At 62.8% G+C, this 16,098-nt stretch carries 17 protein-coding genes and 1 tRNA gene; 7 read left to right on the top strand and 11 right to left on the bottom strand.

The window, feature by feature from the left end:
* Window positions 1-52 precede the first annotated feature (52 nt).
* Genes MIC97_RS10715 through MIC97_RS10730 form a run of 4 tightly spaced genes read right to left on the bottom strand, consistent with a single transcriptional unit; the run spans window position 53 to window position 3,597 of the window.
* Entirely contained in the window at window positions 53-898 is an 846-nt protein-coding gene (locus MIC97_RS10715) for a metal ABC transporter permease (RefSeq protein WP_239800002.1), read from the bottom strand.
* Window positions 895-1,755 carry a metal ABC transporter permease gene (locus MIC97_RS10720; protein WP_183825605.1) on the bottom strand — a complete coding sequence of 287 codons (861 nt, stop codon included), beginning with the start codon at window positions 1,753-1,755 and terminating at the stop codon, window positions 895-897. Before MIC97_RS10720 ends, MIC97_RS10715 begins: the two co-directional genes overlap by 4 nt.
* Window positions 1,752-2,663 (bottom strand): manganese/iron ABC transporter ATP-binding protein, encoded by a 912-nt coding sequence (locus tag MIC97_RS10725; protein WP_345773547.1) that lies wholly within the window; start codon window positions 2,661-2,663, stop codon window positions 1,752-1,754. Before MIC97_RS10725 ends, MIC97_RS10720 begins: the two co-directional genes overlap by 4 nt.
* Before the next feature lie 19 nt (window positions 2,664-2,682).
* Window positions 2,683-3,597, bottom strand: coding sequence for a metal ABC transporter substrate-binding protein (locus MIC97_RS10730; protein WP_275592335.1), 915 nt, complete (start codon window positions 3,595-3,597; stop codon window positions 2,683-2,685).
* A gap of 243 nt (window positions 3,598-3,840) precedes the next feature.
* Here MIC97_RS10730 and MIC97_RS10735 point away from each other — a divergent pair, with 243 nt between their 5' ends.
* Complete coding sequence (locus MIC97_RS10735; protein ID WP_239801098.1) at window positions 3,841-3,927, top strand: helix-turn-helix domain-containing protein; 87 nt, start codon at window positions 3,841-3,843, stop codon at window positions 3,925-3,927.
* A gap of 123 nt (window positions 3,928-4,050) precedes the next feature.
* On the opposite strand, the gene MIC97_RS10740 is transcribed toward MIC97_RS10735, so the two are convergent.
* From MIC97_RS10740 to MIC97_RS10750, 3 genes are all read right to left on the bottom strand, one after another.
* Window positions 4,051-5,118 (bottom strand): hypothetical protein, encoded by a 1,068-nt coding sequence (locus MIC97_RS10740; protein WP_239800003.1) that lies wholly within the window; start codon window positions 5,116-5,118, stop codon window positions 4,051-4,053.
* 70 nt (window positions 5,119-5,188) lie between these two features.
* Window positions 5,189-5,725 (bottom strand): hypothetical protein, encoded by a 537-nt coding sequence (locus tag MIC97_RS10745; protein ID WP_239800004.1) that lies wholly within the window; start codon window positions 5,723-5,725, stop codon window positions 5,189-5,191.
* Window positions 5,726-5,941: 216 nt separating this feature from the next.
* Window positions 5,942-6,016: transfer RNA gene (locus MIC97_RS10750), tRNA-Gly, on the bottom strand.
* Window positions 6,017-6,295: 279 nt separating this feature from the next.
* Here MIC97_RS10750 and MIC97_RS10755 point away from each other — a divergent pair.
* The 4 genes from MIC97_RS10755 (at window position 6,296) to MIC97_RS10770 (ending at window position 8,855) form a co-directional block, all read left to right on the top strand.
* Window positions 6,296-6,793: a prolyl-tRNA synthetase associated domain-containing protein gene (locus tag MIC97_RS10755; RefSeq protein WP_239800005.1), complete on the top strand. Its 498-nt coding sequence runs from the start codon at window positions 6,296-6,298 to the stop codon at window positions 6,791-6,793.
* A 97-nt stretch (window positions 6,794-6,890) separates the two neighbouring features.
* Window positions 6,891-7,853, top strand: a complete 963-nt coding sequence (trxA, locus tag MIC97_RS10760) for a thioredoxin (RefSeq protein WP_239800006.1) — start codon at window positions 6,891-6,893, stop codon at window positions 7,851-7,853.
* A 57-nt stretch (window positions 7,854-7,910) separates the two neighbouring features.
* On the top strand, window positions 7,911-8,585 hold the full coding sequence (locus tag MIC97_RS10765; protein WP_239800007.1) for an LON peptidase substrate-binding domain-containing protein: 675 nt from the start codon (window positions 7,911-7,913) through the stop codon (window positions 8,583-8,585).
* A gap of 60 nt (window positions 8,586-8,645) precedes the next feature.
* Window positions 8,646-8,855, top strand: coding sequence for a Trm112 family protein (locus tag MIC97_RS10770; protein WP_239800008.1), 210 nt, complete (start codon window positions 8,646-8,648; stop codon window positions 8,853-8,855).
* A gap of 288 nt (window positions 8,856-9,143) precedes the next feature.
* On the opposite strand, the gene MIC97_RS10775 is transcribed toward MIC97_RS10770, so the two are convergent.
* From MIC97_RS10775 to MIC97_RS10785, 3 genes are read right to left on the bottom strand one after another with little or no spacing between them, the layout of a single operon-like run.
* Entirely contained in the window at window positions 9,144-12,488 is a 3,345-nt protein-coding gene (locus MIC97_RS10775; RefSeq protein WP_239800009.1) for an error-prone DNA polymerase, read from the bottom strand.
* Entirely contained in the window at window positions 12,485-13,930 is a 1,446-nt protein-coding gene (locus tag MIC97_RS10780) for a DNA polymerase Y family protein (protein ID WP_239801099.1), read from the bottom strand. Before MIC97_RS10780 ends, MIC97_RS10775 begins: the two co-directional genes overlap by 4 nt.
* Window positions 13,872-14,834 (bottom strand): hypothetical protein, encoded by a 963-nt coding sequence (locus MIC97_RS10785; protein ID WP_239800010.1) that lies wholly within the window; start codon window positions 14,832-14,834, stop codon window positions 13,872-13,874. Before MIC97_RS10785 ends, MIC97_RS10780 begins: the two co-directional genes overlap by 59 nt.
* A 172-nt stretch (window positions 14,835-15,006) precedes the next feature.
* Between MIC97_RS10785 and MIC97_RS10790 the strand changes: the two genes are divergently transcribed.
* Both MIC97_RS10790 and MIC97_RS10795 read left to right on the top strand, forming a co-directional pair.
* Entirely contained in the window at window positions 15,007-15,429 is a 423-nt protein-coding gene (locus tag MIC97_RS10790) for a metallopeptidase family protein (RefSeq protein ID WP_239800011.1), read from the top strand.
* The gene (locus tag MIC97_RS10795; RefSeq protein ID WP_239800012.1) at window positions 15,426-15,770 is read left to right on the top strand and encodes a hypothetical protein; all 345 of its coding nucleotides are present in this window, start codon (window positions 15,426-15,428) and stop codon (window positions 15,768-15,770) included. The genes MIC97_RS10790 and MIC97_RS10795 overlap by 4 nt, the downstream gene beginning before the upstream one ends.
* Window positions 15,771-15,869: 99 nt before the next feature.
* On the opposite strand, the gene MIC97_RS10800 is transcribed toward MIC97_RS10795, so the two are convergent.
* Window positions 15,870-16,079: a DUF1737 domain-containing protein gene (locus MIC97_RS10800; RefSeq protein WP_183825634.1), complete on the bottom strand. Its 210-nt coding sequence runs from the start codon at window positions 16,077-16,079 to the stop codon at window positions 15,870-15,872.
* Between the last annotated feature and the right edge of the window lie 19 nt (window positions 16,080-16,098).

Consider the following 16,098-nt stretch of genomic DNA (forward strand, 5'->3'; position numbering starts at 1 on the left):
TACCCTGAAAAAAAGCACCGCCATGCGACGCGGGACGCATGTCGGTGCGCGCTCAGGCCTGCTCGCTGGCTTCCGTACGAGCGGCCCGGCGTGTGGCAAGAACGAAGGCGACAAGAAATGCGGCTGACATCAGAAGCACGATGGTGGGCGCCGGCGCGCTGTCGATGAAGAAGGACGCATAGACCCCGAGGAAGGACGACGCCACGGCGACCAGCACCGACACCGCCAGCATGCCTGAGAAGGTGCGCGCCAGCAGGAAGGCGATGGCGCCGGGCGCGATCAGCATGGCGATGGCGAGGATGATGCCGACGGCCTGCAGCGCGCCGACGATGGTCAGCGAGATCAGCGCCAGCAGCCCGTAGTGCAGCAGCCTGACATGCAGCCCCACCGCCTGCGCCTGCGCCGGATCGAAGGCATGCAGCAGGAAGTCACGCCACTTCACCAGAATGATGCCTGCCGTGACCGCGGCGATGGTGGCCGACATGGCGATATCGTTCCACGAGACACCCAGCATGTCGCCGAACAATATGTGGTCGAGATGCACGTCCGACTGGATCTTGACGTAGAGCACCAGTCCGAGCCCGAACATGCCGGAAAAGACGATGCCCATCACAGTATCCTGCTTGATGCGGCTGTTGTCCTTGAGGAAGCCGGTGGCGACGGCGGCGAACATGCCCGCCGCGAAGGCGCCGATGGCGTAGGGAAAGCCCACGATGTAGGCCACCACCACGCCCGGGAACACGGCATGGCTGATGGCATCGCCCATCAGCGACCAGCCCTTGAGCACGAGGAAGCACGACAGCAGCGCCATCGGGATCGCCACCAGCACCGAGATGACCATGGCATTGACCATGAAGTCGAACTGGAAGGGCGAGGCGAGCGTTTCCATGATGGTCATGGCGCGGCCTCCCGCAGGGCGGCCGCAGCCTTGCGGCGGGCCGCCAGCATGCCGTGCTTGGGCGCAAACAGGAACACGACGAGGAACACCGCCGTTTGCAACACCACGATGATGCCGCCGGTGGCGCCATCGAGGAAATAGCTCACATAGGCGCCGATGAAGCTGGTCAGCGCACCGATGGCGACGGCCAGCGCCAGAAGCCTCGGAAAGCGGTCGGTCAGCAGATAGGCCGTGGCGCCCGGCGTCACCACCATGCAGATGACGAGGAAAGCGCCGACCGTCTGCATGGCCGCGACCGTCGAGGCCGACAGAAGCGTGAAGAAGATGATCTTGAGCAAAGTCGGGTTCAGGCCGATGGTGCGGGCATGGCTCTCGTCGAAGAAGGTGACCATCAGATCCTTCCAGATCACCATGAGCACGGCCAGCGACACGAAGCCGATGATGGCGAGCTGCAGCGTATCTTCCGGCGTGATGGCGAGGATGTTGCCAAGCACGATGGTCTGGATGGAGACCGAGGTCGGCGAGATCGACACCATGAACAGCCCGAGCCCGAAAAAGGCCGAGAAGGTGAGGCCTATGATGGCGTCTTCCTTCAGCTTCGTGCGCTGGTTGAGGAACAGCATGGCCGCCGCCGCCAGCCCGCCAGAGAAGAAGGCGCCGATCGAGAAGGGCAGGCCCAGCATGTAGGCGCCCGCCACCCCCGGCACGATGGAATGCGAGAGCGCATCGCCGATCAGCGACCACCCCTTGAGCATCAGGTAGCACGACAGGAAGGCGCACACGCCTCCCACCAGCGCCGATACCCACATGGCGTTGACCATGTAGTGATAGGAGAAGGGTTCGAGCAGCAGGCTCATTTGCGGCTCCCGCTCAGCTTGTGCTCCATGCTGTCCTTTTCGCCGTAGAAGACCAGCGGGCGCTCGTCGTCGGTGAAGACGGAAAGCCGGCGGCGATCGTTATCCTCGTGCAGATGGTCGCCACCGAGCACGAAGTGGCGCAGGACGCCACCAAAGGCGCGCTCCAGATTGGCCTGCGTGAACACCTCGCTGGTCAGGCCGTAGTCGAGCACCGTGCCCTTGATGAGAACGGTGCGGTCGCAGAACTCTGGCACCGAGCCGAGATTATGGGTGGAAACCAGCATCACCCGCCCTTCGTCGCGCAACTCGCGCAAAAGCGCGATGATCTGGTCCTCGGTCTTCACGTCGACGCCGGTGAAGGGCTCGTCGAGCAGGATGACGCGGCTGTCCTGCGCCAGCGCGCGGGCAAGGAACACGCGCTTCTTCTGTCCGCCGGACAACTCGCCGATCTGGCGCTTGCGGAACTCGCCCATGTTGACGCGGGCAAGGGCGGCCGCCACCGCCTCGTGATCGGCACGGCGCGGAATGCGCATCATGCCCATATGGCCGTAGCGGCCCATCATCACCACATCCTCGACCAGAACCGGAAAGTTCCAGTCCACCTCCTCGGCCTGCGGCACATAGGCGACGAGGTTGCGGCGCAACGCCTGCTTCACCGGCATGCCCAGCACCGAGATCTCGCCTTTGGCCAGCCGCACGAAGCCCATGATGGCCTTGAACAGCGTGGATTTGCCGGACCCGTTGACGCCGACCAGCGCGGCGATGGTGCCGGTCGGTATTTCGAAGCTGGCGTTTCGCAGTGCCGTGTGCCCGTTGCGATAGGTGACGGTTGCCTCCCGGACCACGATGCCGGACCCCGCATCCGAAGATGCGGGGCGGCGGGCCAGGTCTTTCATGTGGGTAGTCACGTCATCATTTCCTTCGAGGTCAGTCGCCCTGAGTGAGCCCCTTGGCGATGGTGTCGGACGTTACCCGCAGCAGACCGATATAGGTCGGAACCTCACCGTCGGCTTCCGTCAGGGAATCCACATAGAGCACGCCGCCATAACGGGCACCAGTCTCGCGCGCCACCTGCCTGGCTGGCTTGTCGGAGATGGTGCTTTCGGAGAAGACCACCGTGATGCCGTTCTCACGCACGGCGTCGATGACCTTGCGCACCTGCTGGGGCGTGCCCTGCTGGTCGGCGTTGATCGGCCACAGATAAAGCTCCTTCAGGCCGAAATCGCGGGCGAGATAGGAGAAGGCCCCCTCGCTGGTGACCAGCCAGCGCTTGTCTTCGGGAACCGCGTCGAGCTCGGCCTTGATCGGATCGATCACGGCCTTGATCTTGTCCTTGTAGGCCTCGGCATTGGCCTTGTAGATGTCGGCATTGTCCGGATCGTGCTTGACGAAGGCGTCACGGATATTGTCGACATAGATCAGCGCCGATGTCGGCGACATCCAGGCGTGCGGGTTCGGTTTGCCGCTGTAGGGGCCCTCGGTGATGCCCATCGGCTCGACGCCGTCGGAGACCACAACGCCCGGAACATCCTTCAGATTCTGGAAGAATTTCTCGAACCACAGTTCGAGGTTGAGACCGTTCCACAGGATCAGGTCGGCGCCCTGCGCGCGCTGAATGTCGCCCGGCGTCGGCTGATATTCATGGATCTCGGCGCCCGGCTTGGTGATGGATTCCACGATGGCCGCATCGCCGGCGACATTTTTTGCCATGTCGGCGATCACGGTGAAGGTCGTCACCGCCTTGAATTTTTCCGCCGCCTGAGCCGGCATGGCCATCATCAGTGCGGCGAGCGCACCGCCTGCCATTCCGGCAAGAACCGAGCGCCTGAGTTTGTCGAACATGCGAATTCCCTTTTTGCGATTCTGTCCCGATCGCAGCCCGTGAATGCCCTCCGCAACATTGCAATTGCAAATGAGTTGCAAAAAGGGTCGCCGAGCGCGCCCTTTCCTTTATTCTGCATTTGAGAATGAATTGCAAGTAGAAGATTGATGGAAAGCGATTGCTGGCATGCGTCGCGGTTTTCCGGATGAGGAACCCCCGCGGGTCATTGGGAGAAATGTAGGCGCCTAAGAGAACAACTCGGGATCTCGCAGGAGGAGCTTGGCTTCCGATCAAACCTCGATCGGACCTATGTTTCCGGCGTGGAGCGCGGGGTCCGGATCCTACGGTGATGGTTCTGGCCCGACTGATAACCACGCTGGATGTGGAGCCGCCTACCTTTTTCAAACCTACAAGGGGAAATGATAGGGCGAACAGTTTCCTTGCCATTAAGCTCACAGTTGAACGCGGAAACGCTACAGGGCTGGGGTAAAGGTAATATGGCCCTCTGGGTAGATGGTCTGCAAATTTGTCATTGCTGTAAGCCAGTCTTCTCCGCCCCACTGGTTCGAAAAAGCGTAGGTCCTTCCATTTTTCCGAAACAACTCTTCTTCGTCACAGAAGAACCGCTTCGCTCTGAACGTCCGCCCACCGGATGCCATCGCGGATTCTGCGAGCCGCAAAAAATCTTCGCGTCCTATCTCACCTTCAACGTGGTAAACCGCCCTGCCTTTGCGAGGACCGCAATGCTCTGCCAGTTCTGATGGATCATGGCCCATTTCAACGAGGTGCCGGAAGGTCAGATAGAGCGCCGAGCGTTTCGGCACGGCAGGATATTTTAACGAACCGAGCACGAGATCGAAGCGGGTGAAGTCTGCGTTGCTGCCGCGTACGAACTCACGCTCCTTCCGAGCCTTTTCACGAACCTGAATCTGGTACTCTGCTGCTTCCGGCAGGGGGATGATCTGCTGAACATCGACCAGAACCCGACCGCCATGATCGTAGGGCTGGAGCCGTACACATCGTATGTCGATGTCCCGGCTGAGCAACCACAACACAGACGTTGTAAGCTCCCGGGAAAACTCCGCCGAGGCAAGAACGATCTTCACATCTTGACCAAACTGGTCGTGATCGGGTTCGACCCATCCAAGGTGGTCCAACAGCTCGGCACTTGCATCGTGTCCATCCCGGCCCATTTGGGCGAGATAGCGGGCAAAAACATCAACTGCCTGATCGAAGGTCATGGTCGAGACCATTGCGGCATATCGGAGCGCCTGAAGCTCCATGTGCCCACCATCCTCGGTCCGCTTCAACTCGATCACGACCAGATTGGCCTTTCGATCAACGCCAAGCAGATCGATGCGCCGTCGAGATTCATCCCATTCGCCGAACTCTTCTGCGATTACCAGTGTATCCGGTGCAATTACATCAATGCTCTCGCGCAGGAGACGCTGAAGATCGCGGCGTTCCTGAAGCTGCATCTGACCAAACGTGGTTTTTTGAAGCGGCACAATTTGAGTGCGAGTAAATTCATAAACAGGCATAAAAGATGCTCCCCGAAATTCCGGACTAAGAATCCCTTAGAGGATATCTTTCCGGCAGTAAAATCGCCGCTTACAGACTTGATGTGGCTACGACCTTGCGGAGTTGACCGAGGAGCGACCCGAGTTTGATCCCGTCACGTTTTAGAGCCGCCAACTTGGTTTCGGCCTCGGATTGCTCCAGCGCCAGCACGGTACGATCAGGCTGACGGGAACGTATCGAGAGCGTCCGGATGAGCAGGAGCCACCGACCATTGTGTTCTACCGTCACCTTAACCGTCCCGTGACATATTAGCGTGCGGAAAGCCTCGTGATTTTCGCGAAACTGTCTAAGCTCCAAGAGGGCATGTTTGCCCGCATTCTCAAAGGGGCCGCCCGGACCGATCGCCGCAGCCAAGCCCTCGAACCTTTGCCCAATGAGATGACGCAGGCGAACGACTGCCTGACTCGGTGCCGCTGTACTCAACGCAAATAGCGTCTCGGTCACGGCCGACTCAACCATCGAGAAATGATGCATGCACGCACCGCGCCAAGAATTGACCTCGGAAAAGATCACATTCCAGTCGATCGATTGCAGCGGCGATATCGTTTCATGTGAAGTCGCAGTCATCTGCTGTGGGTAGCACAATGACGTTAAACATCAGATAAGCGACCTACGTCGTAGTACCATACCCCTTCGATGCCGCGATTTCACACCCCGTCGATCCCACGAAGTGTTAACCTGCGTATAACCGGGGCCGTTTCAGCGATTCTCGTGACTTGCGGTTTCACCCACCCGGAAAACACGAAAGCCGCGGTTTCCCGCGGCTTTTCGGTGGGGATATCTTGGAGCGGGTGAGGCGATTCGAACGCCCGACCCCAACCTTGGCAAGGTTGTGCTCTACCCCTGAGCTACACCCGCTCTGCGCGGCTCTCGCCGCAGCCGCGCCTATATGGCCGAAGACCGAGGCGAATGCAACAGGGAAATCGCGTCTTTTTTTGCGCTTTGCATATCTGCCGCAAATACGCGCTTCCGCAGCCTTTCGCCGCCCGCGACAGGCAGGCATGTACAGCATCTGCCGGCGCTTCGATGGTGTGGCCGTTGCGAAGCCGAAACGGTTCGCCCGCGACCGTGCGGCCCTTGTGCTGGCCGCGCCAATGGTCCTAAACCATACCGCAACGGAAAGAACCGGGTGGGGACATGCCGAAAACCGAGACCGATCTGCACGCATTTCTCGCCGATATGGGCATCGATGCCTCGACCGCGCGTCACCCGCCCCTGTTCACCGTCGCCGATTCGCAGGCCCTGCGCGGCAACATTGCCGGTGCGCATACCAAGAACCTCTTCCTGAAAGACAAGAAAGACAATTTCTTTCTAGTCACGGTGGACGAGGACGCGGAGGTGGACCTGAAGCAGGTTCACCACCTCATCGGCGCCGCCAGCCGGGTGTCGTTCGGCAGGCCGGAAATGCTGATGGAGCTGCTCGGCGTCATTCCCGGTGCGGTCACCGTCTTTGGCCTGATCAACGACACTGGTGCCAGGGTGAAGGTCGTTCTCGATGAGCGCCTGATGGAAAACGAGATCATAAACGCGCATCCACTGACCAACGAGGCCACAACCTCGATCCGTTCATCCGATCTCGTCAGATTTATCAAGGCAACGGGCCATGATCCTGTTATCTTGAAAGTCACGGCCTGATCGCCACATTGAAGACCACGCGGGAAGACCACGCGGGAAGACCTTGCTGGAAATCCACGCAGCTCGCCCCCGCACTCCAACATCTGGGACCAAGAAAATGAGTGACAGCAATCCGTTCGGCTCGGGCAGCCAGTATGCAACCACCGTCCAGTTCGGCAATGGCGCCGATGCGACGACACCCGCGCCGGCCGATGTCATCAAGGACACGACGACGGCCAGCTTCAGTGCGGACGTGATACAGGAATCGCGCAACCAGCCGGTTCTGGTGGATTTCTGGGCGCCGTGGTGCGGTCCCTGCCGGCAGCTTGGCCCGATGCTGGAAAAGGCGGTCATGGCCGCCGGCGGACGGGTGAAGATGGTCAAGATGAACATCGACGAGCATCCGGCCATCGCCGGCCAGCTCGGAATCCAGTCCATTCCGGCCGTCATCGCCTTCCGCGACGGCCAGCCGGTGGACGGCTTCATGGGCGCCGTGCCCGAGAGCCAGATCAGCGAATTCATCGCCAAGCTGGGCGGCAAGGACGACGGCAAGGCAGCCATTGAAGAGGCCCTCGCCGCAGCTGCCGACGCACGCACGCACGGCGATTCACAGACGGCGGCCGACATTTACGGCGCCATTCTCCAGCAGGCGCCCGATTCGGCCGAAGCCGCGGCGGGACTGGCCGACCTTTTGTTCGAGGCGGGCGATCACGAGGGCGCCAGTGCGATCCTTGACGGCGTTCCCGAGGACAAGCGCGACCATGCGGCGATCGCCGCCGTGCGCACCAGATTGTCGCTGGCCGCGCAGGCCGCCGAACTCGGCGATGCGGGCGAGCTGGAAAAGAGGCTGGCGCAAAATCCGGCCGACCATCAGGCGCGCTTCGACCTCGCCATGATCCAGAATGCCCGCGGCGAACGGACGGAGGCCGCCGACAATCTGCTCGCCATCATCAGGGCCGACCGGGGCTGGAACGACGAGGCGGCGCGCACGCAATTGCTGCAGTTCTTCGAGGCATGGGGCATGACCGACGAGGCCACGCTCATGGCGCGGCGCAAGCTCTCCTCGCTGCTGTTTTCATGAGGAGGCGGCATAGGCTCCCGACAACGGGCGCAGGGAACAAGGGCACGGAATAAGGAAATGCAGGCAGGAAACGCTCATTATCGGCAGGAGTCGGATCTGCCGCACACTGTTGCCCTGTTTCCTCTGGAGGGGGCCCTGCTTCTGCCGGGCAGCCGTCTTCCGCTCAACATTTTCGAGCCGCGCTACCTGCAGATGGTGGATCACGCCATCGCATCGAACCGGCTGATCGGGCTCATCCAGCCGAGCCTCGACGGCGCCACCCGCGCCGATGGGGAGCCCGGACTGTGCGAGGTTGGCTGCTTCGGCCGCATCACATCCATGACCGAGACCGGAGACGGACGCTACCTGATCGCGCTGCAGGGCGTTTGCCGCTTCCGCCTTGGCGAGGAGCTGACCGTAAAGACGCCGTTCCGGCAGGCAAGGATCACGCCCTTTCTCGCCGATCTCGATGACAGCGGCAACGATGCCGGCGCCATCGACCGGCCGGCCCTGCTGAAAGTGTTCCGCGCCTATCTGCAGGCCAATGAGTTGCAGGCCGACTGGGAAGGTGTCAGCCGCGCCGACGACGCCATGCTCGTCAACGCCCTGTCGATGATGGCGCCTTACGGCCCGGCGGAAAAACAGGCTTTGCTGGAAGCGCCGGACCTGCGCACCCGCGCCGAGACGCTGATCGCCATTACCGAAATGGCGCTGGCGCGCGACAATGACGATTTCGGCACCAGCCTCCAGTAAAGCAGGGACACAAGTAGAGCAGGAATACGGGCACTCCGATAACAGGGGAAAGGCGGCCAGATGGCGAACGAGCGCGGCAAGAACGAACCTCAGGTCGATCCGAAGCTTCTGGAGCTTCTCGCCTGCCCGCTGACGAAGGCGCCGCTGAGCTGGGACCCGGAGCGCGGCGAACTGGTCTCGCGACTGGCAAAGCTCGCCTATCCGGTCCGCGGCGGCATTCCCATCATGCTGCCTTCGGAAGCGCGCGCGCTGGGCGCCGACGAAAGCTGAAGCCGCGCGACTCTATGGCCTCCGGTCTGCGGTGGTCTCTGCAACGCATTCTTTCGGGCGCACCACGACGAATACCGAACTTTGAGTCATCATCGGATGACCGGAAGCCGGGTTCGCTTTCCAGTCAGAAGCGCTGCAGCGATTCCGGCAAAGTGCGGCGCGGTTTTGCGGGTGCAACTGCGTAACACAGAGGGATGGCACGTTTGTGCAACCCGCTGAAATGCTTTGCGTGACTATTTTTACATCATTCATGCGATGCCGAATGTCTCCATTCAGCGGTAGAATGCTCTAATGAAAATTCCTGCCCTTTGGCATGACCGAACGCGCGCTTCGGGCAAGCATGTGCTGGCTGTTTTCCGCAGGGATGCCGGGCATGCCTTTTTCCTCCACCAGTTTCTGGGGCGCATCGAGCAAATCGCCCAGCCATGAGGAAAGGTCCTCTATCCGTTCGGCAACGATGTGAAGGACGCCCGACTGGGACTGCAGCCTGCCGGTAACGCGCACGAAGCGCCCGCCCATGATGGCAGGCCGGTAGCGGTTGAACGTGCCCAGCCAGAAGATGATGTTGGCGATCGCCCCTTCATCCTCCAGCGTCAGGAAAACGGCCTTGCCCTTGCCCGGCCGCTGGCGCACCAGCACCAGCCCTGCCACGGTGACGCGCGCGCCATCGGCCAGCGCGCCAAGCCGCACATTGGGCGTCACCCCGGCCCGATCGAGCCGGGCGCGCAGGAAGCCCACCGGATGCGCCTTCAGCGACAGGCCAAGGCTGCGATAGTCGTGAACAACATGCTCGCCCGGCTGCATGGCGGGAAGATGGGTGACGGGCTCCGGATCCGGCAGGTCCAGTTCCGGCCTGTCGAACAGCGGCAGGGATTCGACCGCACTTTTCGCATCGAGCGCGCGCACGGCCCAGAGCGCCTCGCGCCGGTCGAGCCCGATCGAACGGAAGGCGTCGGCATCGGCAAGCCTGCCGATTTCGCCCGTATCCAGCCCGGAACGCAGCCACACGTCGCGCACCGAGACATAGCCGTCACCACGGCGGGCAACGAAAGTCTGCATGCGTTTTTCTGCAAGCCCCCTGATCTGGTTGAAGCCCATCCGCATCGCATGCATGGTGCGGATGGTGCGACGCATATCGACATGGCGCTCCGAGACGCGGGCCGGATCGAAAGCCGCCTTCTCCAGTGTGCACTCCCATGCGGAAGCGTTGATGTCGACGGGCCGGATCTCGACGCCATGCTCGGCCGCATCGCGTATGAGTTGGGCGGGCTTATAAAAACCCATCGGTTGCGAGTTGAGGATCGCCGCGCAAAAAACGTCCGGGTAGAAAGCCTTGAACCAGCAGGAGGCATAGACCAGCAGGGCGAAGGACGCGGCGTGGCTTTCGGGAAAGCCATATTCGCCGAAGCCCTCGATCTGTCGGAAGCAGCGCTCGGCAAATTCCTTCGGGTAACCTTTACGAACCATGCCGCTGACCATGCGGTCCTGATAGAGGCTGACCTTGCCGGTGCGCCGGAAAGTCGCCATGGCGCGGCGCAGCAGGTCCGCTTCGTCCGGCGAGAAACCGCCCGCCCTGATGGCGATCTTCATCGCCTGTTCCTGAAACAGCGGAACGCCCAATGTCTTGCCGAGAATTTCCTCCAGCTCGGGTTTGTAATACTCGACCTTTTCCTTGCCCTCGCGCCGGCGCAGATAGGGGTGAACCATGTCGCCCTGTATCGGGCCGGGGCGCACGATCGCCACCTCGATAACGAGATCGTAGAATGAGCGCGGCTTCAGGCGCGGCAGCATCGACATCTGGGCGCGCGATTCGATCTGAAAGACGCCCAGCGTATCGGCCCGGCAGATCATGTCGTAGACGATCCGGTCCTCCTTCGGCATGGTGGCCAGCGTGATCGGCCTGCCATGCGCATCGCGCACCCGATAGTGGTCCTCCAGCAAGGTAAAGGCGCGCTTCATGCAGCTCAGCATGCCGAGCGCCAGCACGTCGACCTTCAGGATGCCGACGGCGTCGAGATCGTCCTTGTTCCACTCCACCATTTTGCGGCTTTCCATGCCCGTCCTGACGATAGGCACGATCTCGTCCAGCCGGTCGCGGGTGATGACGAAGCCGCCGACATGCTGAGACAAATGGCGCGGGCATTCGGTCGTCACCAGCTCGCCGGCGCGGGCCAGCACATGGCGCGTCACCGGATCGGACGTATCGAGCCCGCCGGCCTTCGCCTGCTCGGAGCCGATGGAGGAGGTCCACCAGCCCCAGATCGAGCCGGACAAGGCGCCCTGCACATCCTGCGACAGGCCCATGGCCTTCGCCACCTCGCGCAGCGCCGAGCGGCCCCGGTAGCTGATCACCGCACAGGCCAGAGCCGTGTGCTTTTCCTGATATTTCTCATAGATATAGGCCATGACCTCTTCGCGCCGCTGGTGCTCGAAGTCGACGTCGATGTCGGGCGGCTCGTTGCGTTTTTCAGAAATGAAGCGCTCGAACAAAGAATCGATCTGCTCCGGCGCGACGGCGGTGATGCCGAGCAGGAAGCAGACCACCGAATTGGCGGCCGAACCGCGCCCCTGGCACAATATGTCCCTGCTGCGTGCGAACTGGACGATGTCCTGCACGGTGAGGAAATAGCGCGCGTAATTCATCCTTTCGATCAGCGCCAGCTCCTTGCCGATTCGCGCTGCCAGATGCGCCGGCACGCCCTCGGAGTAGAAACGGGCGGCGCCCTCCCATGTCAGCCGCTCCAGCTCCTGCTGCGGGGTGGCGCCGTCGCGCGTCGGCTCGTCGGGATAGTTATGCTGCAACTCCGACAGCGAGAAGGACAGCGTCGCGGCAAAGCGCCATGTCTCGGCCAGCGTCTGCGGATGCAGCCTGAACAGCCGCGCCATCTCGGCCGGTTCCTTCAGATATCGCTCGGCATTGGCATCAAGCGCGAAGCCGGCCTCAGCAACCGTCGTCCTGAGCCGGATGGCCGTGAGCACGTCCTGCAGGGGCCGCCGTTCGGCAGCATGATAAAGCACGTCATTGGTCGCCATCAGCGGCAGGCCGGCCTGATCGGCAAGGGCCTCAGCCTGCGCCAGCCGGAAGCGGTCATTGCCGCGATAGTCGGGCGCGACGGCCAGCCAAAGATTGCTGCCGAAACGTTCTTTCAGCCGGGCAAGCAAGGCAAGGGTTTCGGCGGCCGGCCCCAGCGGATCGGGCAGGATGGCCAGCGAAATGTCGTCACCCCAGTCCAGCAGATCGTCCAGATAAAGCAGCGAAACTCCCTTTTCGCTCTGCTCGCGCAGATTGCCCGTCGTCAGCAGCCGGCACAGGTGTCCCCAGCCCCTGCGGTTCTGCGGATAGGCGAGCACGTCGGGCGTGTCATCGGCGAAGGCCAGCCGGCAGCCGGGATGATAGGGCAGCACATGCGCTTCGCCTTTTTCCGAAAACCGGATCGCCTTCGACTGGCTCCACGCCCGCACCACGCCCGACACCGTGTTGCGATCCGCCAGCCCCATGCCGGCATGGCCCAGCGCGCAGGCCGTCACCACGAGTTCTTCCGGCCGCGAGGCCCCGCGCAGCAGCGAGAAATTCGACTGCACGCCGAACTCGATATAGGCGGGCGCGCCGCTTCCGGCAGCAGAAGCGTTCATGCGAACAGCCCGTGCATGAACCAGCGCGGCGGCGGCTGGCCGGCTTCATGATGGCCGAGCCGGTAGAGCCAGTAGCGGCGGCCTTCACTGTCCTCGACCCGGTAATAGTCGCGCTCCGGCACCTCTTCGCCATTGCGCCACCATTCGGGGGCGATGCGCTCCGGCCCTTCGGCGCACACCACGCTGTGCAGGGCACGCCGCCAGCGAAACCGCATCGGCGGGCCTTCCGGCAATTCGGTGGCCGGCACCTCGACTGGCTCGGGCCGGCCGAACAGGCGCACCGGCCGCTCCGGCAGCGCGGGCCGAGACACGCCTGCGGAGCCGGGCTCGGGAAGCTTCCCGGCAAAGGGGTGCAGGGCGACGGCCCGCTCGGGAACATGGCTCTCGACCGCCACCGGCTGCATCACGACCCCGCGTCCCAGCCTTGCCCGCACGCGGTCCGCGAACAGGGCGAGATCCTCATCCCCCCTGTCGGCTACGCCGGAAAGGTCCGTCTGGCGCATGTCGAAGGGCGCGGTCGAAAAGGCGGCAAGGCGCACGAGATCGAAGCCGTAGCCGGCGTCGAAATCGCCGCCGGCTACGGCCAGCCTTTCGCGAAACAGCTTGTGGATCCTGTCCGGATCGCGCAGCGGCAGCGATGCGGCGACAGCGATGCGGCTGACCGCGCCATCGACCCTGAACAGCGACAGGCCAAGCTGCCTTGCACCTTCGCCGCGCCGCTCCAGATCGCCTTTCAGCGAAACGGCCAGCATCTGCACCAGCCGTTCGATGTCCTCGGTGAGCACGACCGGCTCGGCCAGCTGCCGTTCCACGACCAGCGCCGGCACCGGCAGGCGCGGCGACACCGCTTCGTCGATGCGGCCAAGCGCCTGGTCGAGACGCAGCATCAGGTGCCGGCCGAAGCGGCGGGCAAGCGGCGCGCGCGGTGCGGCCATGATCTCGCCAATGCTGCGCAGGCCGACACTGTCGAGCCCCGTGCAGAGCTGCGCGTCAAGGCGCAGCGCCTGCGGCGGCAGCCGTGCCAGCAGGTCTGCCTCACCTCCCGGTGCGACCACCAGCCTTCCCTGAAACCGCGCCGCCACCCATGCGGCCCCGGGCGTCGAGGCAAAGCCGGCGCGCACGTCAAAACCCTGATCGAAGAATTGCGCCAGCACCATCTCCAGCATCGGCTTCTCGCCGCCGAACAGCGCGGTGCAGCCGGTGACGTCGAGAAACAGCCCGTTCTCGCCGTCCAGCGCCACCAGCGGCGTGTAGCGGTCACACCAGTCGGCAAGCGCTTCCAGCAGGCGGCGCTCGCCTGCCGGATCGGCTTCGACCACATCGAGGGCCGGATGCATGGCCCGCGCATCGGCAAGGCCCATGCCGCGCTTCAGGCCCAGCGCCTCAGCCCGTGCGTCGAGGGCCGCGACCTGCACCGTGTTGTGACGCTGCAGGCTCAGCACCAGCGGCAGATGCGCCTTGTCTGCGGAACGCCACGACCTGCCCAGACGCCGACGCAGCACCCGCTCCGCGGCCAGATAGGGAAACCACAGCGACAGGATCCGCTGTTCCGATTTGCGGATTTGCTCTTTCGGTGAAACGGCAAACATCGGAATTCCACTCCAGTGTGAACAGGCCCGGCAGGGCGGCAGGGGATTTGTCGAGCGAGACGGTGAAGGCAGGCAGGCCGATGGAGCCTTCGAGCGGGCCGGCAAGCGTGCTGCGCATGCCGGACGATGCCGGCGAGACGACAAGGCGCACGGGAGCTGCGGTGGCTTCAGGCCGTGCCGCCTGACGCAGGAGCAGCACCGGCCGGCCGGCTGCCTGCGCGCGGCGATGCAGGCGGCGCGTGGCGGTGAGGTCGAGCTTTTCGGGGTTGCCGTGCACTTCCACCACCACGGCGGCCAGCTTCTGCAGCGGAATTGCCTCCTCCGCCACCCATAGCGCATCGGCAAGCTTCGGTGCCTGCGCCAGCAGAAGCCGCTCCGGCGCAAGACCTGACAGCGCCTGCGCGCCCACGGCATGGGGAAGGCCGGCCTCATGCAACACACCCGACATGCCGACCCACAGCACGAGGCCCGGTTCCTTCGCCTGCCCCAGCAGCAGACCGGCCAGAGCCAGCGCAAAACCGGCGACCGCGCCGGCATCGCGCGTTTCACGACCATGGATCTCGGTCAGCGCCGCCCGAATGAGCCCGCCGCCGAGCAGCCTGTCGAGACTGCCGACGCCGATGGGCAGGCGCGGGGCCTCCCCTTCGCCTTCCGCTCCCGCAGGCATTTCAAGGCGCTGCGGCAGCGCACCTTCAATTCTCGCAATTTCCCGGCGCAGGGCAAAAACGGCGTCCCGCGCTACGGCGCGATTCGCCATGGCGGTCGATCTCTCTTATTTGTTCCTGTTATGTTCTTATAGATTCCAGAGCCGAACTCAGGAGTCAAGCAGACATGATAAGAATTTATTCCTTTGAAAGATCCTGCCTGTGCATCAGCGTTTGCCCAGCCGCGCGCAAAAGCCTATATGCCGCGGGAAAGAAGGACGAAGCATGGCCCGCATCTACAAGACACGCACCTGGCACGGAGAACTCTCCCCCTCGCTGGAGGAAATGGAGATGCTGGCGCTGGAGGCCTATGCGCATCTGCCCGAGGAATTTCGCACGCTGACCGGCGAGATCATCATCCAGGTGGCGGAGTTCCCGACCGACGAGATCATGGATGATCTGGCGCTGGAAACACCTTTCGACCTGCTCGGGCTGTTCGAGGGGCGCGGCATCGCCGAACGCTGGAACCCGGCCACGGGCGAGGGACCGAACCGCGTCACCCTCTACCGGCGCGCCATCCTCGATTACTGGGCCGAGAACGAGGAAACGCTGAGCGACATCGTCACCCATGTGCTGATCCACGAGATCGGCCACCATTTCGGCCTTTCCGACGACGACATGGAGCGCATCGAAGCGTCGTCGGAATGACGAAAGGCAGCGAAATCACACCACTGGAACTATATGCAAGGCTCATGGCGGCATGGAGCGCGGAGAGTTCCAGCCGGTGGCGAGCGGATAATCCAGCCACAGGCCAGTGCAGCGTCACCGCACTTGTGGCGCAGGATATGCTGGGCGGCGACATTCTCAAGACCCGGACACCGGACGGCACGCACTTCTACAACCGGATCGGCGGGATAAAGTGGGATTTCACCATCAGCGAGTTCGATCGGCCGACCCCGTTCGAGGACCTGCCCTCAAGCCGCGAAGAGGCGATGGCGGATACCTCTTCCGCGCAATATGAGGCGCTCAAAACCCGGCTGGGTGTTTAGATCATGTTGCAGTCAGACCGAATCGTCTGACGTCGCATAAATACGGCAAAGAAAAAGACCAGAGCAGCATTCGTCAGAACGCCCGCTGCTCCGGGCCCTTTACCAGTCACTGAGCTTCGTTTCGCCGGGCTCATACTCCTGCCCCTCGACATCCTTCACCACCGCCTGCCCGCAGCGCATGACCTTTTCCTTTTTGTCATAGGCATAGGTGGGCGAGCCGTAGAGATGCCAGCCCTTGTTCAGGGCAGCCGTCACCTTGTGGCAGAAGGTGGCGTCATCGACGGCGGTCAGAAAACGGTAGAGTCGCATCGTATCTTCCTGTGAGAAA

This window comes from Aquamicrobium sp. NLF2-7, from assembly GCF_022359935.1.
GTDB classification, from domain to species: domain Bacteria; phylum Pseudomonadota; class Alphaproteobacteria; order Rhizobiales; family Rhizobiaceae; genus Mesorhizobium; species Mesorhizobium lusatiense.